Source organism: Chitinophagales bacterium, assembly GCA_020635995.1.
GTDB lineage: Bacteria > Bacteroidota > Bacteroidia > Chitinophagales > UBA8649 > JAFMKE01.
On record JACJYS010000007.1, the window covers coordinates 23,342 to 48,809 of the forward strand.

Consider the following 25,468-nt stretch of genomic DNA (forward strand, 5'->3'; position numbering starts at 1 on the left):
CGGTCCGGACGAGACTCGAACTCGCGACCCCCTGCGTGACAGGCAGGTATTCTAACCAACTGAACTACCGGACCTCCTTTTAAAGGACTGCAAATATATACCCCTTTTTGATAAGTTCCAATACTTAACTAATTTTTTTTCAAAAAAATATTTAAACCCATTGCTAACCAACTAATTATAAACATTAAGCCACCCAGTGGAGTTATAGCTCCAAACCAAGGCTGTACAAAACCCAGCACATCTTTTAAGGCTAATAAATATAAAGAACCACTAAATAATATAATGCCTGCAAGAAAACCGTAAAACACCCAGTTTAACATTTTAGCAGATTTAACACTATACAATGCTATAAACATAGCAATGCCATGTATAAAATGATAAAAATTGGCAGTTTTATAAATGCCTGTGCCGTACTCAGTTAAGTAAGGTTTTAATCCGTGAGCACCAAAGGCTCCAATAGCAACAGCCAAAGCCATAACTACGCTGGCTACTAAGTATTTTGATTTTTGAACATTCATAGGTTTATAAGCTTATGGGGCAAAGTTCGCATTAAATACCCTTATATTTTAATTTTGAACTCAAATTGCTATATAATTGAAGAAAATTCTCGTAATCCTTGCTTTAGTATCGGCATTATTGCTTGTTTTGTATTTCTATTTTTATAATAAAAATGAAAATAAGACGCAAAGTGAGCTTTATGTGGCTATTCCTGCCAATTTTCCAATAGCTTTTGAATCTGATAATTGGGATAAATATTACAGTAAAATAGACACTTTAACTGCCACTAAAAATATAGTAGAAAAAGATTGGTACATAGGCTCAAAAATAAATTATACTTTAACCAAGCAAATAATTGAAAATCTCACTAATGAAAAAAATGGAGCTATACTTATAGCTTTAGGAAATAACGGCAGTGAAGGTATAGGAATATTGACTGTGGCAGATGTAAAATTAAGTTCAAGCGAGCTGGAAGCTGCAATGACAAAACTGAGTTTAAAATGGAGTAGCTATAACAACCAAAATAACAAAATATACAAGCTTACCGATTACGATAGCAAATACACTTTATACCTTGCCGTGAAAAATGGATTACTCCTTTTTAGTTTTAAATCTAATTTTGTAGAAGAAGCTTTGCTTGCCATAGAAAAACAGATTAACTTATTTGATAAAAAAGATTTAAAAAATGATTTTATAGTTTACTTAAAACCCAAACAATTAAATTTTTTAGCTAATTATACACTTCAACCAAAATATTTTGAGCTAAGTAATTCTTTTGAAAAAATACTGGGAAATACAGCTTTAAATATAAATTTATTTAATAATGAATTGCTTTTTTACGGAAACTCCTTGTATGCCAAAGAAATGCTTTTAGATACCTTAAAAACTTTTAGAGCAGGAGCAAATGTAAATCTTGAAGTTTTGCCCGATAATATTTCTTATTATCAAACTGTGTGTTTTAACGATACCATTTTGCATACCAATGATTATTTGAAAAATAGTTTTTACGACCAGATAAATCAGAGCTATACTACTTTTATTCAAAATACTTATGATAGCAATATAAATGCAAACAAAGGCATAGTTATAAGTATAAACGGCAAAGAAGAAATGCTAAATGTACTTGCAGAAATAGATAAAAATATTATTATTTCAGAAGATGAAGAAAACATTTATACAGCAAAAATTGGGCATTTTGTAAGTGAAAATCTTATGCTACCAAAAACATTAAACAATACGGTTTATTTTGCCCTTATTTCTAACAGTTTAGTACTAAGCGAAAATGTATCTGTAGTAAAAAATTTCATTCAAAAAAATAAAGAAAATCAGTTGCTCAAGCAAAATGAAAGTTTTAAAACATTTAAAAACAATACCTTAACACAATCTAATATTGATGTGTATGTAAATTTAAACGAACTAAGAACTTATGCCAACACAGCATTATTAGATAAAGATGCTTTTGCCAATATTTCTAAATTTAATGTACAGCTTTCAAATGTTGGAAAAGTGGCAAATGTACAAGGCAAAATAAATTTTAGTTCAACAGAGCAAAATGTTTCTACAAAAGAATTATGGACGGCTATTTTAAGTAATAATGCTTCTTGTAAGCCTTTTGAAACTTTAGATTTTAATTCTCAAACAAAAGAAATTCTTTTGCAAGACGATAGTAATTATTTATATCAAATTTCAAAATCGGGAGATGTGCAATTTAAAATTCCGATAAAAGGAAAAATACAGAGCGAAATATACCAAATAGATTATTACAATAACAACAAATTGCAGTATGTATTTAATACAGAAAACAAAATTTATGTAGTAGATAGAAATGGCGATTTAGTAGATGGATTTCCTATAGAACTTCCGGCACAAGCCAGCAATGCTATGTTGTTGACAGAATATAAAGACAATAAAAATATACGCTATTTTGTGGCTTGCAATAATGGAAACATTTATGGATATGAGCATAATGGGAAACCACTAAGTGGCTGGAGCCCAATAGCTAATGTAGGAGTGGTGGAAAGCAAAATAGAGAGGGTAGTAGTAGGCGGAAAAGATTACATTTATTTCACTAATTCAGAAGGTATATTTAATGCCTTAACAAGAAGTGGCAATGAAAGATTTAAAAGTGTTAAGTCGGGTTCTAAAAACGGATTTGAGTACGAAAATGAACGATTTATAGCAGGCAGCAATGGAAAAGTTTATTTTATTGACATGAAAGGAGTTATGACAGAAAAACCAATTTTAGATGAAAGCTACCAATATTTTAAACTCGTAAAATCTATAAACGAAAATAAAGAAGCGTATGCTTTTGCTAATAAACATACTTTTAAATTGCAATTATCTCAATGGAAAAATTTGTGTACCTACAAAGTAGATGATGAAATAAGAAAAATAGATGCTTTTGTATATCAAAATAAACTTTGGTTTTTAATTTACACACAAAATGAAGTTTATATGATAGATGAAATAGGAAATTTACACCCCGATTTTCCATTAGAAACTAAACACGATATAGGTATTTATAATTTAATAGCAGACAAAGAAAAAGTTATAATTTATACTACTGCTAATAAACTTACTGTTAAAGAAATTAAATGGACCAATTTATAGTTGATAATCCATTTTGTTTTAAATAATCATTAGCTTTAGAAAAATGCTTGCACCCAAAAAAACCTCTGTGAGCAGAAAATGGAGAAGGGTGAGCGGCTTTTAAAACTAAATGCTTTTTATGGTCAATTAAATACTCTTTTTGTTGTGCGAAACTGCCCCAAAGCATAAAAACTACATGAGTTTTATGTTCAGATAAATATTTAATTACATTATCGGTAAAAGTTTCCCACCCGGCTTTTTTATGCGATGCAGGCTCGTGAGCATTTACTGTAAGTACGGCATTTAAAAGTAAAACGCCTTGTTCTGCCCAGTTAGTCAAATTGCCATGGTTGGGAATTTCATATCCTAAATCAGCTTTTATCTCTTTATAAATATTTTGAAGAGAAGGTGGTGTTTTTACATTTTTAGGTACAGAAAAACTCAAGCCATGAGCTTGTCCCGTATTGTGGTACGGGTCTTGACCTAAAATAACAACTTTAACATTATCTAAAGGAGTTAATTTAAAAGCATTTAAAATAAATTCTCTTGGTGGAAAAATAGTTTTACCCTTGCTTTTTTCATTATTAATAAATGTAGAAATAGTATTAAAATAGTCCGATTGAAACTCTTTTTTCATAAATTTGAACCAAGTATCATCATAATGTACAGATATGGAATTCATTGCTATAATTTATTGCAAGGTAAAAATTTTAAAAGAAATTATTAAATTTATGTCCTATGCCGAACAAACTACCAACCCTATTTTCTAATTTTATTCATAGTAGTACCTTGCCTATGGCTATTTCTAATTTTAAGTTAGAAATATTAGATATTAATAAAACAGGAGCTAAAATTTTAGGCTATACTGCCGATGAAATTATAGGAAAATCTACTTCGTTTTTTACATTAGTAGGCGATATTTCCTTTGATTTTGAAAGTTTTCAAAAGCTCATAGCTAATAAAATAGATAGCTATTCTTTTAAGCGGAGATATAAGTCTGCTGATGGAAGTGCCAAAGAAGGAGTTTTAACAGTTTCTTTGATAGGCGATAATAATCAAAAATATATTTTGGGTGCTTTTCATTCAGACGGAAAAGTAGAAGAAACGGGAAAATCGTCAGTTAGTATAAATACTTTATCACAAATATTGTCTGTCAATCCTGATATACATTATATATATGATGAAGAAAATGATAAATTTATTTATCAAAACATTAATGTTTTAGAATATTTAGGATATGCAGAAAAAGAAATTGGTAAAAACTCAATAGATAGTTTTTTAAAAAGTAAGATAGATAAGGAATCTATTGTTGTAAAGAAAAATAATTACAATAAAAAAATACAAAGTTTTGATGAATTAGAATATAGAATTCAAACAAAAGATGGAGATTGGAAATGGTTTAATTCAAGACAGACAGTACTTGAAAACAACAATAAAGATGTAAGGCTTAAATATTTTATTATATCTGATATTACCAAAGAAAAACTAATACGAGATGAGATAGAATATCAGTATAATTTTATAGAGCAAATAACCACCATACTTCCAGATGTTATTTATGTTTACGACCCATATAATGATGATATAATTTATACCAATTTGAATGGAAAATCATTTTTGGGTTATCCTGAAGAAGATTGGTTAGAACCTGGGCGAGTAAAGCCAATGGGCGAGTATGCCCAAAAATTAGTGGATGATGGGGTAAAACTGCTAGCATTGGCAGATGGTGCGATAATGACAGAGGAGTACAAATACCTTGATAAAAGTGGCAGAGAGCGGTGGCTAATGTTAAAGGGAAAAATATTTTCAAGGAAAGCTGACGGCTCGCCAGAGTATTGTTTATTATTAGCTGTAGATATTACAGAAAGTAAAAATAGTGCGGAGATGCTTAGAAACTCTAAAAAAGAAGTAGATAGCATAGTAAAAGCAATACCCGATTTAATGCTTATTTTAGATAAAGACGGAAATTATTTAGATTTTTATGCAAAGCAAAAAACTGTAGAACGTTATAAAAAAGATTTGCTAAATAAAAATGTAGTTGATGTAATAGAAGAAGGCGTAGCCAAAGAAATTTTACGTTTAATAAAAAAATGTTTAAAAGAAGACAGCCTTGAACAAATAGATTTTAAATTTAAAGAAAGAGACGGTTCAATAACTTATCATACTAATCATATTTCAAAACTTGACGAAAATAGAGTTTTAATATTGGCACGAAATGTTACCGATAAAAAACTAATGGAAATAGAAATAAGCAATAGAGTGTATCAGTTATCGGATAAAAACTCAGAATTAGAACGCTTTATTGAAAAAAATACAGAATTAGAGCGTTTTGCATACATTATTTCTCATGATTTAAAAGAACCGCTAAGAAGCATAAGTTCTATATCTCAAATAGTGAAAAACGAAATAAGCACCTTAAATAATGCCAAGTTAAATATGCTTGTAGAACATTTAATAGATGCTTCAAGCAGAATGAATGCCATGATAGAAGGCGTGTTAGATTACTCTAAATTAGAAACAAATTTAGTGCAAAATGTGGCGGTTAATCTCAATGCCGTTTTAGGCAATATTATAAGTGATTTTGCAAGAATAATGGCTGAACGGAACATTGAAATTGAATTAGAAGATCTTCCTATTGTTAAAGGAAATGAAGTTCAAATAAGGCAATTATTTCAAAATTTAATTAACAATGCTATCAAATTTAATAATTCTGGTAGTCCTAAAATTAAAATTTATACAGAAAAACAAGGAAAAGAAACCGTTTTTTGCATAGCAGACAATGGCATAGGAATAGAAGAAAAATTTAGAGAAAGCATTTTTAAGTTATTTAGAAAATTGAATAGCGATCAAAAATATTCGGGACAAGGAATAGGACTATCTATATGCAAAAAAATAGTGGACAACCACGATGGTAAAATATGGGTAGAAGATAATCCGGAGGGAGGTTCTATTTTTAAGTTTACTTTGTTTCAGTAAGTACGTGTAATGCCAATTGTTAAAGAAAATTCTAAACTTTAATTTTAGTTTTTCATACATTTGTGGTAAAGGAAAATAATTGATAGCTTTTTACTTTATATCTTGTTTATTACTTGCTACAGCTTATGTTTGGCTTATACATTTTTATGTAAAAGGATGGCTAAAAACCCCTCAGCAAAATTTAGATAAAACCCTAAAACCAACCGAAGCTTTTACGGTAGTAATTTCGGTAAGAAACGAAGAAGATAATATTGAAAATTGCTTAAATAGTATTTTAAAACAAAATTACCCAAAGGACTTGTATGAAATTATTGTAGTAAATGATTTTTCAACAGATAGTACTTTAAAAAAGATTAGTCCTTTTGAAAACAGGATAAAACTTATAAAATTATCGGAACACTTACCTAAAGAAAGAGCTAATTTTCCTAACAAAAAAACAGCTATTACTATGGCTGTAAATATGGCTAAAAACCCACTAATACTTTGTGCTGATGGAGATTGCGAATATGGCGAAAACTGGATTTTGAGTATAGAGCAGTTTTATAAAAAATACAAAAAAGATTTTATAGCCGCTCCTGTAGATTATATTTTTGACAATACTTGGCTCTTTAATTTCTTAGAAATGGATTTAGCAGCCATGATGGGCGTAACTGCGGGTAGCATAGGACAAAAAAAGCCCGTAATGGCAAGTGGTGCCAATATGATGTTTACCAAAGCCATATTTAAAGAAGTTAATGGCTATGAAGGTAATGAAGAAATACCCAGCGGAGATGATGTTTTTTTAATGCAAAAAGTGTTTATGAATAACGAAAAAGCAGTGGGCTTTGTAAAAAACACAGAAGCCATAGCTTTTACCATTGCTCCACATACTTTTTCTGAATTTTTAAACCAGCGTATTAGGTGGACATCTAAATCTACCAATATGATAGACATTAAAGTTAAAGTAGTATTAGTGTTTAATTATTTGTTTTATTTAGCCTTGTTTTTAAATTTCTTTGTGCTGCCATTCTTTAATATAGCTTTTTTAGTTTTTGGTGTGGTAATGATGGTTTTTAAACTAATTATTGATACTTTATTTTTTACTAACATACTGGCATTTTTTAATAAATCTAAATTGTTAAAATGGATGTTTCCTATAGAAATTTTGCATATAATTTATGTAAGTGTTATGGGAATATTAGCATTAGTAGGAACATATAATTGGAAAGGGAGAACAGTTAAAAAATGAGTCAAAATTCTCCAAATAAAGTTGCTCTTAAAAAGTTTTTTAAAAATCGTTTAGCTGTTTTATCATTTGTTTTTATAGTTGCTTTATCGTTGTTGTCTATATTCGCCTACATTGTTTCTCCCGACCATACCCACGGAGCAAATGAGCAATTTCCAAAATTAGCAGAAAATAAACCCGGATTTTCAATAAAAATAGTTCATCTTTTAAATAACGAAAAAGACAATAGCTCTTTTTTGAAAAAAATTATTGGTGGCTACGAAAGAAATTACACTATTTTACCTGTAGATAGTATTAACGAGTTAACTAATGAAATAATAGTTTATCCATATAAAGGTGTGAAATATAGTGTAGGAAAAGATTTACTTGAAAAAAATAAAAATTCTTATGTTTTTAATAAAACATTTTATTTGGGCACCGACCAATTGGGGCGAGATATACTTAGTCGTTTAATTTTAGGAAGTAGAGTTTCATTAATGGTAGGATTTTTTGCGGTTATTTTATCCAGTTTTATTGGCATTGTAGCAGGTGGAATAGCCGGATACTACAGAGGATTAGTAGATAAAATAATACTTTGGAAAATGAGCGTTTTTTGGTCTATTCCTACCATATTGTTGGCTATGTCGCTTTTTGTGGGCTTAAAAAGCTATTTTAAATCAAATATGTGGCTTATTTTTATTGCTATAGGTATTACCATGTGGGTTAGTATGGCACGTATAGTGCGTGGGCAGGTGCTGGCATATAAAAATATACAGTTTGTAGAAGCTGCAAAATCGCTTTCTTATTCAGATTTTAGAATTATTTTTAAACATATTTTGCCTAATTTAGTGGGACCAATTGTGGTAGTTATGGCATCAAATTTTGCTAATGCCATATTGGTAGAATCGGGGTTGAGTTTTTTGGGAATGGGTGTGCAAGCACCAATGCCTTCGTGGGGAGGTATGCTAAGTGAATATAAAAATTTTATTGGAACTAATTTGTCCTTTTTAGCTGTTGTACCAGGAGTTGCCATCATGTTGTTGGTGTTGTCATTTAACCTTGTGGGCAACGGAATTAGGGACGCATTAGATATTAAAAACACCTAAAACCCTAAAAACAATGCTTGACGAAAACGTTTATTTAAAAAAACTAATAGCCCGAAAACAAGAGAAAGTTAATTCATACATAGAGTTAACTAAGGCTATTAATAATAATTTTTCAAGAGCAGCCTTATACAAATTGCTTGAATTTACCTTAGAAAGAAATTTCCAAATTCAAAAAATGGCTCTTTTTGTAAATGAGGGCGAGTGGAAATTAGAAATTAATAAAGGCAACGAAGAAATAGCCAATAAAATTGATGTAAAAGAAGATTCAATAAAATTTCATGTTATACAGGACATAAAAAGATATAAAGGAAGCCATTTTGAAGGTTTTGATTATTTAATTCCTGTAGTACATAAAAAAAGTCCTTTGGCGTATTTATTAATAAGCGAAATGAAGCTTGAAGAATTGGATTCTATTGATGAAAACTTAAAATATATTGAGTCAATATGCAGCTTTATACTAACATCAATAGAAAATAAGCGTTTATTTAAAGAGCAGTTAGAAAAAAACAGAATAAGCAAAGAGGTAGAACTGGCAAGTCAAGTGCAAAATATGTTGATTCCTTCAGTTTTGCCAAAAGATGAAAACATAGAAGCGGCAGCTTTTTATAAACCACACGGCAGTATAGGTGGCGATTATTACGATTTAATAAGCATAGATGATAATACAGTGGTGTTTTGTATGTGCGATGTTTCTGGCAAAGGGATAGCAGCGGGCATGATAATGGCAAATTTTCAGGCACAGTTAAGAGCTATGGTGGTTAAGTACGATTCTTTAGAGCAAATAGTTGATTATCTTAATTTTAAGTTGTTTGAAATAACGCAAGGCGATAAATTTATTACCATGTTTTTAGGAAGGTATGATTATGAAACCCGAAATTTAGAATATGTAACTGCGGGGCATAATATTTCTTATTTAATTCAAAATGATGAAATAATAGAACTTAAAAAAGGTAGCACTTTATTAGGAGCTTTTGATAATTTACCAAAAATAGAAGTGGGTAGGGAACAAATTGACGAAAATGGTGTTTTATTTACCTATACAGATGGATTAACCGAGCAAGAAAATGAGCTTAAACAAATGTATGGGGAAGAAAATTTAGTGAAATTTTTATTGAATAATGATAAAACCGATATGCAAGAATTAGTAGAAAATCTTCAAATAGAAATATCTAAATACAAAGGAGAGTTGCCTTATGGAGATGATGTAAGCGTTCTTGCTATGAAATTTTTATAAAAGAGATGATAATGAATGAAACAGCAAAAACCTTTGATGAAATAGTAAACAACAGAAGGTCTATTAGAATTTTTGATACAGAACACCAATTAGATGAAGGCGTAGTAAAACGAAGCATAGAAAGAGCCATTTTAGCACCCAATAGTAGCAATTTACAACTTTGGGAATTTTATAGAATTAAAAGTGATGAAGCTAAAAATGCTGTAGTGCCTATTTGTTTGAATCAAAATGCGGCTAAAACAGCCAGTGAGTTAGTAGTGTTTGTATCTCGCCCTGATTTGTGGCGAAAAAGAATAAAAGCCAATGTAGAAAACTTAAAGAAAACGGGCTTAAAAAGAGAAACTATTACGGGAGGTTCTCCATTTGATTACTACGAAAAAATGCTACCTCAGCTGTATAATACCGATTTGCCATTAATTAGAGATTTTGCTAAGAAAATAGTTTTATTAAGTAAAGGGAATAAGCCTTTTGTTCAAGAAGTTATGAGCAAAGATGTGCCTGTTATAGCCCAAAAAAGTGTGGCTTTAGCCGCTCAAACATTTATGCTAAGTATAAAAGCAGAAGGTTATGATTCTTGCCCTATGGAAGGTTATGATTCTAAAAAAATGAAGAAATATTTAAAACTACCGGCTAAGGCAGAAATTAATATGGTGGTGGGTGTAGGCAAAGGTAAGCCCGAAGGTAGATATGGCGATAGATTTAGAATACCTAATGAAGAAGTAATTTTTGAACTGTAGTATTATTGAGTTCAAAAATTACTTCATTCATATTCGGTTTGGTAAATAAAATTATTGAGTTAACTCTGCTTCCATTTCAATAGCTCTTGGAAAAAGGATATTGTTTTCTAAATGGATGTGTTTATGCAAATCATTTTCAAATTCTTTAAGCAAAGCAAAAGCTACTCTGTAGGTGTTGCAAGCATCGGCAGGAGGTGTGTAGTTATTGCTAAGTGCTGCTATTTCTCTAAAGCGTTCTCCTTCCACATCATGCTCTTGTTTCATCATATTAATAGGATTTTCTACAGTACCAAAATGTGGTTTTTCGGTTATAGAATTGCTTAAGCTATTTCTTACCATTTTTTTGATAAAAGGAAAAAGTACTAATTCTTCTTTTTTCATGTGTGCGGCTAAATCGCCAGCCGATTCATCAAAAATTTGATATATTTCTTCAAGTTCGGGGTGGTTTATACCATGCACTTTATATATTTTGTGTAGATATGCTTTTAGCTCGGGTGTTCTGCTTTCTATATATCTGTGATGTGTTTTTTCAATATAGTCTGCTAATAAATCTAAATCCCAAGTTTTAAAATCAATGTCTGTATTGCTTGTTTGCTTGTAGGCATTGTCTATTTTTTTTCTGAGTTCGTCAGCATTAATATTTTTTTTCTCAGAAACTTGTTCTATTGTTCTATTGCCCTTACAGCAAAAGTCAATATTGTACTCTTTAAAAACAGAAGCTGTTCTATAATTATCGGCTACTATTTCTCCTATTGTTTTTTCATCTAAATTTTTCATTTTTTTTGTTTAAGTGAATAAAAATTTTTTTCTCACTTTATCCCTTATCCTTATATATTATTTTAAACTCAGCTTTTAACTGTGTTTAAGTATTCTTTTAATGAGTTATGCTCCGCCATATTGTTTTCCTGTATGTATGCAATTTTGTTTTCAAACATTTTAGCCATATTTGTTGCTCTTATTTTAGCTTCTTCTGCTTTTGGTCCTTCAAAATGTTCATCTATATTGCTATGAAAAATAGAAACCCAAATATTAAAATGTTCTGCTTTAAGTGGCATAACAGAGTGAGGCTGAAAAGGAGCACCTTGGTAGGTATATTGGTTTAATAAAACCGTTTGCCAAAACCGAGTAAGCTTTTCTATATGCTCAGCCCATCTATTTTTTATTACCGTATTAAATATAACTCCAATGGTCTCATTGGCTCTAACTTTAGCATAAAATGTATCTACCATTAAGTGTACATCTTCAACATTTTCTATGTCTTTTTTTACTTTCAATTTCTTTTACAGTTTTAAATACAAATCAATAGTGTTCATTTTATGAGCAACCTCTAACACGGTAGTATTTTCTAACACATAGCGTAGCTCGTTTTTTACTACTACAAATTTATGATGAACAGGGCACGGCTTTTCAAAACCACATTTGGGCAATCCTAAAGCACACTGTGTGTACATATCTTCTCCGTCTATAGCTTCTACTATATGCGATAGTTTAATTTCAGCAAGTTTTTCTTTAGGTATTTCAAAACCTCCGTTTGGCCCTTTTACTGAATCAACTATATTCTTTTTGGATAAAATTTGTAGCACTTTGGCTGTAAATGCTTCGGGCGTATCTATAGCTTCCACTATTTCTTTAATGCCCACTCTTATTCCTAACTGCGACTGCTGAGCTATATATAAAACAGCCTTTATTCCGTATTTACACGATTTTGAAAACATAACTATACAAAGCTACAAAATTATTTACAATAAAAGATGTGTCTATCTTTTATTTTAATAATTGATAACTAAAAAATGCTAAAACATAGGCAAGTACGTTCATATATAGCAGTTGAAGTGCTGCGTATTTCCAACTATTTGTTTCTTTTACCATTATGGCTAAAGTACTCATACATTGCATAGCAAAAACATAAAACAGCAATAATGAAACAGATGTGGCGGTGGTAAAAACAGGTGTTCCATCTATCTTTTTTTCATTTTTAAGTCGGTTTATTATGCCCGTTTCATCATTGGCATCTATACTGTAAATGGTAGATAAAGTGCCTACAAAAACCTCTCTGGCAGCAAAAGAACTTAATAATGCTATTCCTATTTTCCAATCATATCCTAAAGGTTTTATAACGGGTTCAATGGCTTTGCCTGCGTAGCCTAAGTATGAATATTCTAATTTGCTACTGCTAAAAGAAATGTTTTCTGCTTGTGCTTTTTCATTAATAAACGTATCATTTTTGGGACTAAATGATGCTAAAAACCATAAAATAATTGATATAGTAAAAATTATTTTGCCTGCATTTAATACAAATGATTTAGTTTTTTGGTAAACGCTTATACCTAAATTTTTCCATGCTGGTTTTCTATAAATAGGAAGCTCTAATACCCAGTTGTTATTTCCTTGTATTTTACTGTATTTGTTTACTAACCATGTAGTAGTTAATGTAGCTATTACACCCAGCATATACAAAGCTAAAAGTACCAAGCCTCTGTAGTCAAAAATACCATTATTTAAAGGAAAAAGAATGGTAATGAGTATGGTATAAACAGGTAGTCTGGCACTACAAGTCATAAAGGGAATGGCAATAATGGCGGCAAATCGTTCTCTCGGATTTTCTATTATTCTGGTACTCATAATAGCCGGTATGGCACATGCCCAGCCCGAAATTAATGGTACTACACTATGTCCACTTAATCCAAACTTTTTTAAAAAATTATCGGCAATAAAAGAAATTCTTGACATATAACCTACTTGCTCTAAAAAACCTATGAGCGTAAAAAGTATAGCAATTTGCGGTACAAATATTATTATTCCTGTTATTCCGGGTATAATGGCATTGCTTACAAGATTTGCTAACCAATGTATGCTTATAATTTCGCTAAAATAACCCGATAGCCATGTCATGCCGCTGTCTATCCAGTCCATAGGAAAACTGGATACAAAAAACACGGTTTCAAATACTAAATATAAAACACCTAAAAATATAAGAATACCAAAGATAGGGTGCAATAAAATTCGGTCTATTTTGTTGGAATATAAACTGTAAGGTATATCATTGGGTGTTTTAACGCATGAATGTATTATTTCGGCTATAATTTTGCTGCGTTTGGCAGTGTCTGTTTTCCAAAAACTTAGATTTGTTTCATTTTTAACTAACTCAAAATAATTATTCTCTATTTTATTATTGCTTTCGCTTTCAAAAAAGCTTCTGTTTATTGAATTGGGAACATAAAATTTATTGTCTTTTATTTTTTGTTTAAGCGTATCTATGCCTTCGCCAGTTCTTGAGTTTATTAAAACGATATCGCAACCCAATCTGTTTTTTAAAAGTTTGACATCTATTTCTATCTTATTTTTTTCAAGTTCATCTTTAAAATTTAGAGCTATTAAGCTGGGAATTTGTAAATCTGCTATTTGCGAAAACAGTAATAAACTGTGCGAAAGTTGCATACTATTGGCAACAAAAATGATATTGTTTTGTTCTTCTTTAGCTTTTAAAACATAGTCTTTAGCTATTTTTTCTTCGGGAGAATTAGCAATTATAGACTCTAAACCGGGAAGGTCTATAATATTGTTGTTTAAAAATGTTCCTTTTTTTACGGCAACAGTAACTCCCGAAAAATTACCTATTTTTTGATTTAAACCAGTTAGTTGATTGAAAAGACTTGATTTTCCCGCATTTGGTTTGCCAACCAAGAAAAAAGAATTTACATTACTATTTCCCATTTAATTTTATTGAAATCTTCATTTCTGAGAGAAATAGACTTGTTATCAAAGTTGATTATAGTAAGGTTAAAAAGGGTAGGAGCATAGCCTTTTGTAAAAATAGTACCTACGCCAATATTGTGGGAGAGCAAAAAGCTTTCAAATTCTTCTGAACCCAGTATTTCTATAACCTTATATTTGTTCATTATTTATATTAAAGCTTCAATTCCCGGAAGGTTTTTACCTTCAAAAAGTTCTAATAAAGCACCGCCACCTGTAGAAACATAGCTTACTTGGTCTGCTAAGTCAAATTTATTGATGGCAGCCACAGAATCGCCACCGCCTATTAAGCTAAATGCTCCATTTTTAGTAGCTTTTGCCACTGCTTTTGCTATTGTTTTGGTTCCTTCTTGAAATTTATTCATTTCAAAAACGCCCATGGGACCATTCCATAAAATAGTTGCAGAGTTTTCTATTATTTGGGCAAAATCTTTTTGGGCTTTTGAGCCTATATCTAATCCCATCCAGCCTTCAGGTATTTCCATATTATTGGCGGTTTTTGTGTTGGCATCATTATTAAAATCATCAGCTATAATTGAATCTTCGGGCAAAACAATTTTTACATTATTTTTCTTAGCTTTTTCTAATAAATCTAAAGCCATATCTAATTTATCATCTTCTACTAATGATTTTCCTATATTGCCACCTTTAGCTTTAAAAAAAGTGTAAGCCATTCCGCCACCTATTAAAATATTGTCGGCTTTATTAATTAAGTTGTTAATAATTTCAATTTTATCAGATACCTTAGCTCCTCCCAAAATGGCTGTAAAAGGATGTTTTGTATCGTTAAGTATTTTGTATGCGTTATCAACTTCTGCTGCCATTAAATAACCCATAAATTTATGCTCTGGTTTAAAATAGTGAGCTATTATAGATGTAGAAGCGTGTGCACGATGAGCAGTACCAAAGGCATCGTTAACGTACACCTGCCCATGCTGCGAAAGCATATCGGCAAAATCCTCATCGCCCATTTCTTCTTCCGGATAAAAACGTAGGTTTTCTAATAAAACAACTTCTCCGTTTTTTAAGTTTTTAGTTGTATTAAACGCTTTTTCACTTGCGGCATCATCTTCAAAAATAATTGGCGTATTTAGCTTTTTGCTTAAATAAGGTACAATATGTTTTAAAGAAAATTTTTCTTCAGCACCTAAAGCTACACTTTGCAAACCCTTTTTTGGTCTGCCCAAGTGGCTCATTAGCACCACGCTTCCTCCGTCTTTAAGTATTTTATTTATGGTGGATAAAGATTTATCTATTCGGGTGGTATCGCTTATATTATATTCATTATCAAGAGGTACGTTAAAATCTACTCTTATTAAAGCTCTTGTATTGTTGAAATTAAAGTCATTAATTTTATTCATACTAATTCTAAATAGAATGCAAAATTAATGAAATCTTTATTCAAATAAAAGATAAAGGTGTCTTTGATAAAAATTAATTCTAAAAATTAGAAAAGTAGTTGGAAAAACAAAAAAACCATTTATATTTGCAGTCCCTTACGAAATTTCCTATGGTTAGGAAGCCGAATTGCGGAGGTAAAAAGTGAGAAATCACTACGAATGGCCCCTTCGTCTATCGGTTAGGACGCCAGGTTTTCATCCTGGAAAGAGGGGTTCGATTCCCCTAGGGGCTACCAAAGCTCCGGCAGAAATGCCGGGGCTTTTTTTGTGTATATAAGTTTTGGATATGTTATTGTTGAAAAAATGAAGCTGTTTACATACAATATAAAATAAAAAACTCGTGCCACGATTCTAAGTCGCAGCACGAGTTCATAATAGCACTCTCTTACCAATACCTAAAAATCTTTAGGTTTATGAAATAAATCATCTACGCTAAAATATCTTTCGCCTGTATCGTAAGAGAAGGTTAAAATTCGGCTTCCTTTAGGTAGTTCTTTAATTTTTTTAGCCACAGCAGCTAAAGATGCTCCCGTAGATATGCCACTTAAAATGCCTTCTTCTTTTGCCAATCTTCTTGCATACTCATAAGATTCTTCTTTATCTACTTGTATAGCTCCGTCTAAAACTTTAGTATCTAAAACTTTAGGTATAAAACCTGCTCCAATTCCTTGCAGTGGGTGTCCGCCCGGTGCACCACCGCTAATAACGGGAGATAGGGTAGGTTCAACAGCAAAAGATTTAAGTTTAGGAAATTTTTGTTTTAAAACTTCACTTACTCCGGTTATATGTCCGCCTGTGCCTACGCCTGTTATTAAATAATCAATACCTTCAGGGAAATCGTTTAAAATTTCTAAAGCGGTAGTTTTTTTATGAATTTCTGTATTAGCTTCATTTTCAAACTGTTGTGGAATCCAAGCGTTTTTGTATTCTTTGGCTAACTCAGCAGCTCCGTTTATAGCTCCTTTCATGCCTAATTCTCGTGGTGTTAGCTTAAATTCGGCACCATAAGCAGCCATTATTCGTCTTCTTTCTAAACTCATAGACTCCGGCATTACTAAAATAACTTTGTATCCTTTTACAGCTGCCACAAACGATAAACCTATTCCTGTATTTCCCGATGTGGGCTCTATTATTACCGAATCTTTGTTTAATAATCCTTTTTTTTCTGCATCTTCTATCATTGCCAATGCTATTCTGTCTTTTATAGAAGCACCCGGATTTTGGCGTTCCAATTTTATATACACTTCATAGTCCTTTGGAAATAAATGATTGATTTTTACGTGAGGAGTGTTTCCTATAATTTCTAAAATGTTGTTTACTTTCATGTTTTTTAATTTTATTAAATTGAATAATCTATATCTTGTTTAAATGAATCGGTGTTTCTTATTTTTATTTCGTGGGTTGATAATACTATAGAGTTTGATAATACACTTTGCGTTAGCCAAACATTACCTCCAATTATTGATTTTTCGCCTATTGTGGTGTTTCCTCCTAAAATGGTTGCTCCTGAGTAAATAATTACATCATCTTTTATAGTAGGATGTCTTTTAGTATTGCTATATTTTTTTGCCACATTTAATGCACCTAAAGTTACACCTTGGTAAATTTTTACATTATTGCCTATTATGGTAGTTTCGCCTATTACTACTCCTGTGCCGTGGTCTATAAAAAAAGCATTGCCAATCTTTGCACCCGGGTGTATATCTATACCTGTTTTGCGGTGTGCGTATTCCGACATTATTCGGGCTATATAAGGTATTTCTAAAAGATGAATTTCGTGTGCTAAACGATAAACTGCCGTAGCATAAAAACCGGGGTAGGCATTTATAATTTCTACAATTGATTTAGCCGCAGGGTCAAAATTTAAAGTGTTTTCGGCATCTACAATTAATTTATCAAATATTTTGGGTAGTTTATTGAAAAATAGGATTTCTATCTCCTCAATTTCTTTTTCTGAATAAAGTTGCAGCTCATTTAATATTTGCAACAAAGATTTTTTAAGAAAAATTAGTTGCTTATCCAGTTCAACAGATTTATCTCTTATAGGAAATAGAAAATGAATTAATCCATCGGTAAAAGTTTCAACATTAGCAATGCTTGGCAAGCTAATATCCAGCTGATTGGTAAAATTTTGTATTTTATTTATAATATTCATAGCAAAAAAAAAGCCCTTTCATTTTCAGAAAGGGCTATAAAAGTTATTTATTAATTTAATACAATAGAGCTATTACCTTCCTGTTTTAGAAAGAGTGCAACAACACACTGTATTAGTATTTAAAAAATTCATGCGACTAAGTTAGACTTTATATTTTATTATTCAAACTATTTAAAGTTTTTTTAGAAAAAAATAAGCCCAATACTTTCTGTATCGGGCTTATGAATATGAAATTTGTCTTAATTATTATTTAGTACTCGGTGTTTTCTTCTTTTTCATAGTATCTACAACAATTGCTGAGGCTATAAATATAGATGAATATGTACCTATTAAAATACCAACTAATAAAGCAAAAGAGAATCCTCTAATAGCTTCGCCACCAAAAATAAATAGTATTAATACTACTAAAATGGTGGTAAATGATGTCATTAAAGTACGGCTTAAAGTACTGTTTATGGCATTGTTTACATTGGTTATTATATCTGTAGTTGGGTGCTCATCAAAATACTCACGTATTCTATCAAAAACAATTACCGTATCGTTTATAGAGTAACCTATAACGGTAAGAATTGCCGCAATAAATTTTTGTTCTATCTCTAAAGAGAAAGGAAACCACTCGCCCCAAAATATAGAGTATATAGATAAAAGTATTAGTGAATCGTGAATAACTGCACCTACGGCTCCTACACCAAACTGCCATTTTCTAAAACGAATTAATAAGTAAATAAAAATTAAGATAGCTCCTACTATTCCTGCTTTAAATGCACTTGTTTGTATATCATCTGCAATAGATGTATCTACTTTATTTGACTGAATTAAAGCATCTCTTAAGAATAATTCTTTAGTTGGTTCTTTGTCAAATTCGCCTTTTAAGTTATCATAAAGCATATAAGAAACAGTACTATCCATTTTAGGGTTCGTACTTTCTATTTCGTAAGAAGTTATTATTTGCACGGTTCTGTTGTTTCCAAAAGTTTTTACTTGTGGCGGAACACCAAATACATCGGCTAAATCACTTCTAATAGCGTCTGTAGAAACATCTTTATCAAAAGCTACTACAAAAGAACGACCACCTTTAAAATCAACACCTAATTCAAATCCTTTAGTGAAAATAGATACTAAACCGGCTATCATAATTAACCCTGAAATAGCATAAAATATTTTTCTTTTACCTAAGAAATCAAAGTGTACATCACTTAATAAGTTTTCGCTCCACGAAGTTGAAAATTTAACTTTTTTATTTCTGTCATTTAATCCTTCAAAAATTAATCTTGTTAAGAACACCGCAGAAATAAATGAAGCTATAATACCTATCATTAACACTATGGCAAACCCTTTAACAGGACCGGCACCTAACCAAAGTAGGGTAGCGGCCGTAATAAAAGTAGTAACATTGGCATCTATAATAGCACTATAAGAACGAGAGAAACCATCTGCTATAGCTAAACGTAAGCCTTTGCCCTTCCGCAGTTCTTCTTTTATCCTTTCAAATATAATTACGTTAGCATCTACCGCCATACCTATGGTAAGTACTATACCTGCTAAGCCTGGCAAGGTTAAAGCCGCACCTAATGAGGCTAATGTACCCATTATTAATACTAAGTTGGCTATTAAAGCAATATTGGCAATAACACCAGAACCACTATAATATAATACCATAAATAGTATAACTATTAAGAAGCCTAATGCTAAAGCAAAAATTCCTGAACGAATAGAATCTTTTCCTAAAGAAGCACCCACTACGGCTTCTTGCGGTATGTTTATTTGAGCATCTAATTTTCCCGATTTTAGGATATTGGCTAAGTCTAAGGCTTCGTCAAAATCATCTAAACCTGAAATAGACGAACGTCCACCGGATATTTTTTGATTTACATTAGGAGCAGAAAAAACTTTATCGTCTAAAACTATAGCTATTTGTTTTCCTACGTTTTCTCCTGTTAAGTTTTCCCAGTTTTTGCTTCCTATGTTGTTCATACTCATAGAAACCTCAGCACTACCATATTGGTCAAAGCCTGCACGAGCGTCAGTAATAACATCTCCATTTAAAGCAGGTTTGCCATTTAATTCTTTTACTAAACCAAATAACATATATATGTCTGTTTGGTTGCCGTCTTGCCCTGTTATAGGTTTAGCAGACCAAGCTAATTTTATACGAGCTATGTCAAAAATGTTTTGTACCTCTTCATGTGCCAATAAAGCTTTTACTTTATCTAAATCTTTTCTGGCTACATAGCCTGCTACAGCACCTTGACTCCAAACTTGTCTGCCGTTTTGAGTTTCTATAGCCGGAGCTAATAAATCAAATAAAGGATTAAATTTATTGCTTACAGTTGAATCTCCACTTGTAACTGAATTTGTTTCTAAATCACTTAATTCGCCTAAATCATTATCTAAATCTGATAAGCTATTAGAATCTTCATTTAATGCAACCGAAGCACTATCTATCTCTGCTGCCGTAGTAGAACTGTTAATTAATTCACTTAAACCACTATTAGAAACAGAATCTGTAGCTTCTTCCAATCCTAAAATACCTACCAACATATCGTTAGCTTGTACTAATAATTCGCCTGTTGTAGATGCCGGTGCTGTTCTATAAAACTCTAATACTGCCGCTGATTGAATAATCCCTCTAATACGGTCGGTATTATCGGCACCGGGTAGTTCTATATATATTCTACCATTAGCGTCCGGCTCAGAAATAAAAGGTTGAGCTACACCAAATTCATCTATACGAGTAGTTAATATGTTGTGTGTTTCGCCATTTTTAGCTTTTACTTCTTCTTTTAGTACATCAATTACTTCACTATTTGACGATTCAAAAGTTATTTTTTCTCTAAACTTTTCTATTGGATAAAATATAGCCGATAGCTTAGCTCCATTACCTATTTTTTCGTATTCTTTACCAAAAGAAGTAATAAAATCTTCTTGACTTGAAGCTTGGGCTGCTATAGCTGCGTCTATGGCTTTATTAAAATTTTCATCTTTAGTGTTGTTGGCTAATTTTCTTAGCACGTCAGCTTGGTCTATTTCTACTAATAAACTAACTCCACCTTTTAAGTCTAATCCTAAGTTTAAACTTCTTTTGTCTATTTGGTCGTAAGTGAAGCCTAAGAATACATCTTCATTTTTGATAGAGTCTAAATAATAATTTTTTGCTTTATTAAACTGAAATGCTTTTTCAGCACTTTCTTCTAGGGTAGAAGTTTGAGCTGTGGCATATTTTGTTGCTTTTTTTACAAAGTTGTTTTTAATAAAAGTAAATGAAAGTTGAAAAATAGACACCACCAATAGTGCTATAATAATAATTCTAATAAATCCTTTTGCTTGCATTTTAGATAGATATATTTTTTTAAAGGGTGCAAATATACCATTAATAATGCTTTTAAAGTAAGAATTTAGAAAAAATTGTAGTGCCTTTTCTCTTGCTTAATTGTGCTTAGTACTTATATTGCTCTAAAACGGCTAATAATTCCTCATGTTTTTGGGTGCCAAGCACAAATTTTTTACCTGATTTTAGTGTTATTTGAAGCCCCATTTTTCCTTTAACATTATAAATTGTGCCGTATTTTATACTCATTCTAATGCCCCAGCCACCTACAAAACCATAGTTAATAACTTTGGCACTTTCTATTTCACTCCATAAAAATTGTCTTTTTCTTATAAAAGGGAAATAACTATACGAAATGCCTTGCTCATTTACTTCTGTTTTTAGCTTTAACAAAAAAAACATAACGAAAACTATACTTAGGATAGACATGCTGATGATAAAAGAAGTGTCATTCATTGGTTTTGAAGGATTACTAAAATAACTATATATTGGTAATGCAAAGCATATAATTAGCAGTAACCATAGCCACCATTGTGTAAATTTTTGAGTTTCGGAGAAATGTTTTTTCATAGGTGTAAAGAATTAGAGAAAATTCTTGAAAAAGCGGAGTAAAAGTTTTCAAAACTTTTGAAGTATCTTTTATTGGTTATAGTATTTTTATTTTTTAATTCTGTTGGATGATTTCTTTAAAAAGTTTTCAAAGAGTTCGTCTGTTGTAATTATATTTGAGAATCCTTTTTCTTGAAGTCCTTTAATCAGTTTTTTGTCACCTGTCCATAGCTTACATTTCAAATATCTTGAAAATGCAACAAAAGGAGTATCATCAATATCTATGTTTTTGCATAGTTCAAGGGCTTCTCTATAATTTCTTTTATCAACAATAGAGTGGTTCAAAATGGTAATGTTTTTTAGTATTAATTCGTAAACTTCAATAAATTCTTCGTTGTTTAACTTGGCAATTTTCTTTATTTTTTCGTGATGCTCCCAAATTTCAGTTCTGATATATTTGGGGGCATAAAAATCATAAAAATCATTTCCCATTAGCAAAATTTGCGTTATGCGACTGTTGGTATTTAAAATAGCACTAAAAACAATATTTGAGTCAACAACTAATTTAGTCATCAAATCCTATTTCTTTCTTAATTTTTTCCCAACGATTTTGCTTAGATTCTTTTACCAATTTTTCTAAATCTTTTTCAGTAGTATTAGATTTAGCAGTAAGTTCAATATATCTCAAATAATCTAATAATGATTGAATTTTAGATACTCTTAATCCTGCGGAAAATCTTACTAATATTTCATTATTTTGTCTTTCAACTATCATTTTTTCTCTTTTTACTCTTACCGAATATAAGTAATCTTTTTATTTATACCGATTAGGTTTAATAAAAAGTAGATAATAATATATCTTGCTCTGAGTTTGCAAGATACTATATATTTTATTAAAACGCAAAATATCAAAAATAGTTCAGACTATTTTGAATTAATAATTGATATAAGATGCCATTCTCTACCACTGAAAAAAAGTAGTGAATCTTTTATGATTTAATTATTTTGGTGGTGTATATTTTATTATTGCTATACAAAGAAATAAAGTATATTCCTACATTAAGTTGCTTGGTATATTGTACCGAAAATTGTTTGCTGTTGGTAGCTATACTTTTAATTGTTTGCCCTAAAGCATCTGTTATTTTTATGTCTGTTATTGTTTTGTTGCCTTCGTATTCTATGGTAAGCGTACCTGCCGTATTAAAAAATGCTTTATAATTATCACTATTTGCATCATTTATCCCCGTATTTATACATTTTGTTTCAAAATTTTCTACTTTTTCTATGGCTGTTTCAAGTAGTATGTTAGATTTTATAACAGTGCTACACCCCGGTTTAGTTACTCTTATATCGTAATATCCGCTATCGGCTACGCCTATATTATAAGTGCCGTTATAAAGGGTTTCTTTTATGTACGATGTGCCTATTATTTCTACAGAAGCATTGTTTAAGGGAATATTATTGAGGGTGTCAAAAACATTTCCTGTTAAATATGCTGCTCTGCTATAATGTGGCTGTAGTACAAAAAGTCCTTCTTCTCTATCGCTTATAATTATTTTTCCACTGCTAAAATACGGATATACGCCCCAGTTTCCTTCAAAGCCTTCGGCAGCATTAAAAGGAGAAGAATCGTAAAAACCCACTTCTACTAAATTGTGTTTTAAAGTGGCATCTACCAAGCGAAGTCCGTCTCTGTAGTATGAAGTGAAAATATAGTTTCCCTTAAAATGTGCATTGTGAGGAATAACGCCATAGCTTGGGCTACTTCTGTATTTGTCTATTAATTTTATGTTGTTTAAGTTGCTAATGTCATAAAGTTCTACGTACGCCCCCGATTTTTCATCTGTAGTTATTACATATTTTCCATCATTGCTAAGCCAAATATTATGCGTGTAGTTTGTTCCTGTAGTTTTTCGTGCTAAAACTATAGGATTACTTTTATCACTTACATCTATTATAGAAAAAGTGCCGTTGTTTAATTCGGCAGTATATAGCGTATCTCCTCTGGCATAGGCATCGTGTACATATTGGTCGTCATACAAACCTACAAATTCTGGCAAAAATCTGTTTGAAGTATTCAAATTTATCATAAATGCACCTTGGTTTGCTATATTGCTACCCAGCAAATAGGCTATGCCGTTTTCATCTATAAAAATATTGTGTGCTGTTTCAAAATTATAACTTCCTATTTGAGTTACATATTGATAGGTAAGAATATTTGGAAGTTGCGTAAAATTCATTATTAAAAGACCTCCGCCATCTTCGTTTACTGCATAGCCGTAGTTATTATAAACTTTTATATCTCGCCAAAGGCTTGAATCTCCAGTAACGTGGTGCAAAAGTAGGGTAGTGTCGGGATTATTTATTTTTACTATGCTTACTCCTGTAGTTAGTCCTACTAAAGCATATTCGTTTCCTGCTGTGTCTGTATATCCCCAAATATCATTTAAAATGGGTTCAAAATCTAAATAATTTAGTAAGTCAAAGTTTTTTTGAGTAAAGCCTTTAAAGCAAAGCAAACTGAATATTATAAAAGTAATTAAACGCATATTATTTGACTAATATACGTTTAAAATCTTCTATTTTATAAATGTATAGTGCATTATTTTCAATTCTTCCGTTTATATTTCTTGAAAAATTGTAGTTTTTAATATAGCTTTTATAATCCGATTTAAGCAATTCAGCATCAAAATTAATACCGTAGTTATCTATTGTTTTTATAAAAACAGTAGCAAGGTCATAACCTAAATACACTTCATTTTCAGGCATTTTTTTGTAGGTAGATTTATAATTATCACTAAACACGCTTTTTTCGTCAGTTTGGTTGTTTTCCCACACACTACTTGTAAAATGTATTTGATTATTGCTTAAATAATTGATTCTTAGTACTTCAGATTGCTCCCAGCCCGGCATTCCAAAAGTTATTAAGTTATTTTCTTTTTTATCAATAGCATTTATTTTTTGCAATAGAACACTTATAGCGTTTTCGTCAAAGCTGTTAATAATAAAAACATTGTCTTTTGTTAAAGATAGCTGGTCTTCTACTTTTAGTTTATAAATACTTTTATCGTTTATATCTATAATAGCATAGGTAATTTGCTGGCTTAAATCTCTTTCTTTGTTTAAAGAATCTATATAGTTGGTAAAATAATTAGCACTTTTTTGTCCAAAACCATTATCGTGATAAAAGAAAGTAATTTTTGGTGCATCATAAATTTCAGCTCCGTATTTTATCATTGTTTCTATGTGTTTGTTAATGGGTGGTTCTAACATGTAAAATCTGCTAACTCCAGCTCCCGCAACTGTAGATGGGCTAAATGGCGAAATGAAAATGGTATTGCTGTTTTTGTTGGTTTTGGTTAGCTCACTTATGTTTTTTGAACTAAACGGGCATACTACTACATCAAAATTTTCATCTGCTATTTTATTGGCAATGTTGGTGGTTTCGTACAGGCTACCTTTATTGTCAAAAACAGAAATTTTAAATTTTGAATGGAGTGTTAACTCTTTTAATCCCATTAAAAAACCTTCGTAAAAAGAAATAGAGCTTTCACTTTTGGCTGGCGTTTGAAAATTGGTGTAGTTTTTTGCAGCAGATGCGTTCCAGTTAGTACGTACGCTATCTTCCATAAAAGGAAGTACTAAAGCTACTTTATATAAATCTTTTGTAATTTTTTCTTCTTCAATAATACTTGTTGTATCTGTAAAAAATACGGTATCTATATTGTTTTCTTGATAATCTTCTTCGTCAATGGCTGTGTTATCATCTTCTTTAGTTTCTTGGTCTTTTGTATCTGTTTGGGTATTAGTATCAGAAACATAAACATCAGCATTATTACTGCTTATTAGTTTTTTTGTTTTACAAGCAGATAAATTTATTAGTATAATTAAAGCAAAAAATGCGAAGTATGTAAGTTGTATTTTTTTCATTGTCAATTT

22 protein-coding genes and 2 tRNA genes are annotated in these 25,468 nt (G+C 31.1%); 7 read left to right on the top strand and 17 right to left on the bottom strand.

Going from position 1 to position 25,468, the window contains the following annotated elements; translation table 11 throughout:
* Together H6578_10220 and H6578_10225 are read right to left on the bottom strand one after the other, a co-directional pair.
* Positions 1 to 74, bottom strand: a tRNA-Asp gene (locus H6578_10220).
* A gap of 54 nt (positions 75 to 128) precedes the next feature.
* The gene (locus H6578_10225; GenBank protein MCB9227528.1) at positions 129 to 518 is read right to left on the bottom strand and encodes a DUF423 domain-containing protein; all 390 of its coding nucleotides are present in this window, start codon (positions 516 to 518) and stop codon (positions 129 to 131) included.
* A gap of 76 nt (positions 519 to 594) precedes the next feature.
* Here H6578_10225 and H6578_10230 point away from each other — a divergent pair, with 76 nt between their 5' ends.
* Complete coding sequence (locus H6578_10230) at positions 595 to 3,108, top strand: hypothetical protein (protein MCB9227529.1); 2,514 nt, start codon at positions 595 to 597, stop codon at positions 3,106 to 3,108.
* On the opposite strand, the gene ung is transcribed toward H6578_10230, so the two are convergent.
* On the bottom strand, positions 3,089 to 3,769 hold the full coding sequence (gene ung / locus H6578_10235; GenBank protein ID MCB9227530.1) for a uracil-DNA glycosylase: 681 nt from the start codon (positions 3,767 to 3,769) through the stop codon (positions 3,089 to 3,091). The two genes, H6578_10230 and ung, sit on opposite strands and share 20 nt — an antisense overlap.
* 56 nt (positions 3,770 to 3,825) lie before the next feature.
* On the opposite strand from ung, the gene H6578_10240 reads away from it, so the two are divergent.
* The 5 genes from H6578_10240 to H6578_10260 all read left to right on the top strand — a co-directional run bounded on the left by H6578_10240 (position 3,826) and on the right by H6578_10260 (position 10,344).
* Positions 3,826 to 6,063, top strand: coding sequence for a PAS domain S-box protein (locus H6578_10240; protein MCB9227531.1), 2,238 nt, complete (start codon positions 3,826 to 3,828; stop codon positions 6,061 to 6,063).
* 79 nt (positions 6,064 to 6,142) lie between these two features.
* Positions 6,143 to 7,291 (top strand): glycosyltransferase, encoded by a 1,149-nt coding sequence (locus tag H6578_10245; GenBank protein MCB9227532.1) that lies wholly within the window; start codon positions 6,143 to 6,145, stop codon positions 7,289 to 7,291.
* Positions 7,288 to 8,373, top strand: coding sequence for an ABC transporter permease (locus H6578_10250; protein MCB9227533.1), 1,086 nt, complete (start codon positions 7,288 to 7,290; stop codon positions 8,371 to 8,373). The genes H6578_10245 and H6578_10250 overlap by 4 nt, the downstream gene beginning before the upstream one ends.
* 13 nt (positions 8,374 to 8,386) lie before the next feature.
* Entirely contained in the window at positions 8,387 to 9,607 is a 1,221-nt protein-coding gene (locus H6578_10255) for a PP2C family protein-serine/threonine phosphatase (protein MCB9227534.1), read from the top strand.
* An 11-nt stretch (positions 9,608 to 9,618) separates the two neighbouring features.
* Positions 9,619 to 10,344 (top strand): nitroreductase family protein, encoded by a 726-nt coding sequence (locus H6578_10260; GenBank protein ID MCB9227535.1) that lies wholly within the window; start codon positions 9,619 to 9,621, stop codon positions 10,342 to 10,344.
* Positions 10,345 to 10,395: 51 nt separating this feature from the next.
* Here the strand turns inward: H6578_10260 and ric are convergent, their stop codons facing one another.
* From ric to H6578_10290, 6 genes are all read right to left on the bottom strand, one after another.
* Entirely contained in the window at positions 10,396 to 11,121 is a 726-nt protein-coding gene (ric, locus tag H6578_10265; protein MCB9227536.1) for an iron-sulfur cluster repair di-iron protein, read from the bottom strand.
* A gap of 68 nt (positions 11,122 to 11,189) precedes the next feature.
* Positions 11,190 to 11,573 carry a group III truncated hemoglobin gene (locus tag H6578_10270; protein ID MCB9227537.1) on the bottom strand — a complete coding sequence of 128 codons (384 nt, stop codon included), beginning with the start codon at positions 11,571 to 11,573 and terminating at the stop codon, positions 11,190 to 11,192.
* A 51-nt stretch (positions 11,574 to 11,624) separates the two neighbouring features.
* Positions 11,625 to 12,059 (bottom strand): Rrf2 family transcriptional regulator, encoded by a 435-nt coding sequence (locus H6578_10275; protein ID MCB9227538.1) that lies wholly within the window; start codon positions 12,057 to 12,059, stop codon positions 11,625 to 11,627.
* A 49-nt stretch (positions 12,060 to 12,108) separates the two neighbouring features.
* Positions 12,109 to 14,058: a ferrous iron transport protein B gene (feoB, locus tag H6578_10280; protein ID MCB9227539.1), complete on the bottom strand. Its 1,950-nt coding sequence runs from the start codon at positions 14,056 to 14,058 to the stop codon at positions 12,109 to 12,111.
* Positions 14,040 to 14,243 (bottom strand): hypothetical protein, encoded by a 204-nt coding sequence (locus H6578_10285; protein ID MCB9227540.1) that lies wholly within the window; start codon positions 14,241 to 14,243, stop codon positions 14,040 to 14,042. Before H6578_10285 ends, feoB begins: the two co-directional genes overlap by 19 nt.
* 3 nt (positions 14,244 to 14,246) lie before the next feature.
* Positions 14,247 to 15,458 (bottom strand): phosphoglycerate kinase, encoded by a 1,212-nt coding sequence (locus tag H6578_10290; GenBank protein ID MCB9227541.1) that lies wholly within the window; start codon positions 15,456 to 15,458, stop codon positions 14,247 to 14,249.
* Between the two features lie 200 nt (positions 15,459 to 15,658).
* On the opposite strand from H6578_10290, the gene H6578_10295 reads away from it, so the two are divergent.
* A tRNA-Glu gene (locus H6578_10295) sits at positions 15,659 to 15,733 on the top strand.
* 159 nt (positions 15,734 to 15,892) lie between these two features.
* Here H6578_10295 and cysK read toward each other — a convergent pair.
* The 8 genes from cysK to H6578_10335 form a co-directional block, all read right to left on the bottom strand.
* Positions 15,893 to 16,822: a cysteine synthase A gene (gene cysK / locus H6578_10300; protein MCB9227542.1), complete on the bottom strand. Its 930-nt coding sequence runs from the start codon at positions 16,820 to 16,822 to the stop codon at positions 15,893 to 15,895.
* Positions 16,823 to 16,836: 14 nt separating this feature from the next.
* On the bottom strand, positions 16,837 to 17,652 hold the full coding sequence (locus H6578_10305) for a serine acetyltransferase (protein ID MCB9227543.1): 816 nt from the start codon (positions 17,650 to 17,652) through the stop codon (positions 16,837 to 16,839).
* A gap of 246 nt (positions 17,653 to 17,898) precedes the next feature.
* Complete coding sequence (gene secDF / locus H6578_10310; protein ID MCB9227544.1) at positions 17,899 to 20,982, bottom strand: protein translocase subunit SecDF; 3,084 nt, start codon at positions 20,980 to 20,982, stop codon at positions 17,899 to 17,901.
* Positions 20,983 to 21,088: 106 nt separating this feature from the next.
* Positions 21,089 to 21,550 carry a hypothetical protein gene (locus H6578_10315; protein MCB9227545.1) on the bottom strand — a complete coding sequence of 154 codons (462 nt, stop codon included), beginning with the start codon at positions 21,548 to 21,550 and terminating at the stop codon, positions 21,089 to 21,091.
* 87 nt (positions 21,551 to 21,637) lie between these two features.
* Positions 21,638 to 22,102 (bottom strand): hypothetical protein, encoded by a 465-nt coding sequence (locus tag H6578_10320; GenBank protein ID MCB9227546.1) that lies wholly within the window; start codon positions 22,100 to 22,102, stop codon positions 21,638 to 21,640.
* Complete coding sequence (locus tag H6578_10325; protein ID MCB9227547.1) at positions 22,095 to 22,304, bottom strand: hypothetical protein; 210 nt, start codon at positions 22,302 to 22,304, stop codon at positions 22,095 to 22,097. Before H6578_10325 ends, H6578_10320 begins: the two co-directional genes overlap by 8 nt.
* Before the next feature lie 214 nt (positions 22,305 to 22,518).
* Complete coding sequence (locus tag H6578_10330) at positions 22,519 to 24,078, bottom strand: choice-of-anchor B family protein (protein MCB9227548.1); 1,560 nt, start codon at positions 24,076 to 24,078, stop codon at positions 22,519 to 22,521.
* Position 24,079: 1 nt separating this feature from the next.
* Positions 24,080 to 25,459: an ABC transporter substrate-binding protein gene (locus tag H6578_10335; GenBank protein ID MCB9227549.1), complete on the bottom strand. Its 1,380-nt coding sequence runs from the start codon at positions 25,457 to 25,459 to the stop codon at positions 24,080 to 24,082.
* Positions 25,460 to 25,468 lie beyond the last annotated feature (9 nt).

Bases quoted from the DNA above. Each gene is read 5' to 3' on its own strand.
- H6578_10320 (MCB9227546.1), bottom strand. From the start codon at position 22,102: ATGACTAAATTAGTTGTTGACTCAAATATTGTTTTTAGTGCTATTTTA.
- H6578_10315 (MCB9227545.1), bottom strand. From the start codon at position 21,550: ATGAAAAAACATTTCTCCGAAACTCAAAAATTTACACAATGGTGGCTA.
- ric (MCB9227536.1), bottom strand. From the start codon at position 11,121: ATGAAAAATTTAGATGAAAAAACAATAGGAGAAATAGTAGCCGATAAT.
- H6578_10325 (MCB9227547.1), bottom strand. From the start codon at position 22,304: ATGATAGTTGAAAGACAAAATAATGAAATATTAGTAAGATTTTCCGCA.
- H6578_10250 (MCB9227533.1), top strand. From the start codon at position 7,288: ATGAGTCAAAATTCTCCAAATAAAGTTGCTCTTAAAAAGTTTTTTAAA.
- H6578_10255 (MCB9227534.1), top strand. From the start codon at position 8,387: ATGCTTGACGAAAACGTTTATTTAAAAAAACTAATAGCCCGAAAACAA.
- cysK (MCB9227542.1), bottom strand. From the start codon at position 16,822: ATGAAAGTAAACAACATTTTAGAAATTATAGGAAACACTCCTCACGTA.
- H6578_10260 (MCB9227535.1), top strand. From the start codon at position 9,619: ATGAATGAAACAGCAAAAACCTTTGATGAAATAGTAAACAACAGAAGG.
- H6578_10290 (MCB9227541.1), bottom strand. From the start codon at position 15,458: ATGAATAAAATTAATGACTTTAATTTCAACAATACAAGAGCTTTAATA.
- H6578_10330 (MCB9227548.1), bottom strand. From the start codon at position 24,078: ATGCGTTTAATTACTTTTATAATATTCAGTTTGCTTTGCTTTAAAGGC.
- H6578_10275 (MCB9227538.1), bottom strand. From the start codon at position 12,059: ATGTTTTCAAAATCGTGTAAATACGGAATAAAGGCTGTTTTATATATA.
- feoB (MCB9227539.1), bottom strand. From the start codon at position 14,058: ATGGGAAATAGTAATGTAAATTCTTTTTTCTTGGTTGGCAAACCAAAT.
- H6578_10225 (MCB9227528.1), bottom strand. From the start codon at position 518: ATGAATGTTCAAAAATCAAAATACTTAGTAGCCAGCGTAGTTATGGCT.
- H6578_10240 (MCB9227531.1), top strand. From the start codon at position 3,826: ATGCCGAACAAACTACCAACCCTATTTTCTAATTTTATTCATAGTAGT.
- secDF (MCB9227544.1), bottom strand. From the start codon at position 20,982: ATGCAAGCAAAAGGATTTATTAGAATTATTATTATAGCACTATTGGTG.
- H6578_10305 (MCB9227543.1), bottom strand. From the start codon at position 17,652: ATGAATATTATAAATAAAATACAAAATTTTACCAATCAGCTGGATATT.
- H6578_10270 (MCB9227537.1), bottom strand. From the start codon at position 11,573: ATGGTAGATACATTTTATGCTAAAGTTAGAGCCAATGAGACCATTGGA.
- ung (MCB9227530.1), bottom strand. From the start codon at position 3,769: ATGAATTCCATATCTGTACATTATGATGATACTTGGTTCAAATTTATG.
- H6578_10335 (MCB9227549.1), bottom strand. From the start codon at position 25,459: ATGAAAAAAATACAACTTACATACTTCGCATTTTTTGCTTTAATTATA.
- H6578_10285 (MCB9227540.1), bottom strand. From the start codon at position 14,243: ATGAACAAATATAAGGTTATAGAAATACTGGGTTCAGAAGAATTTGAA.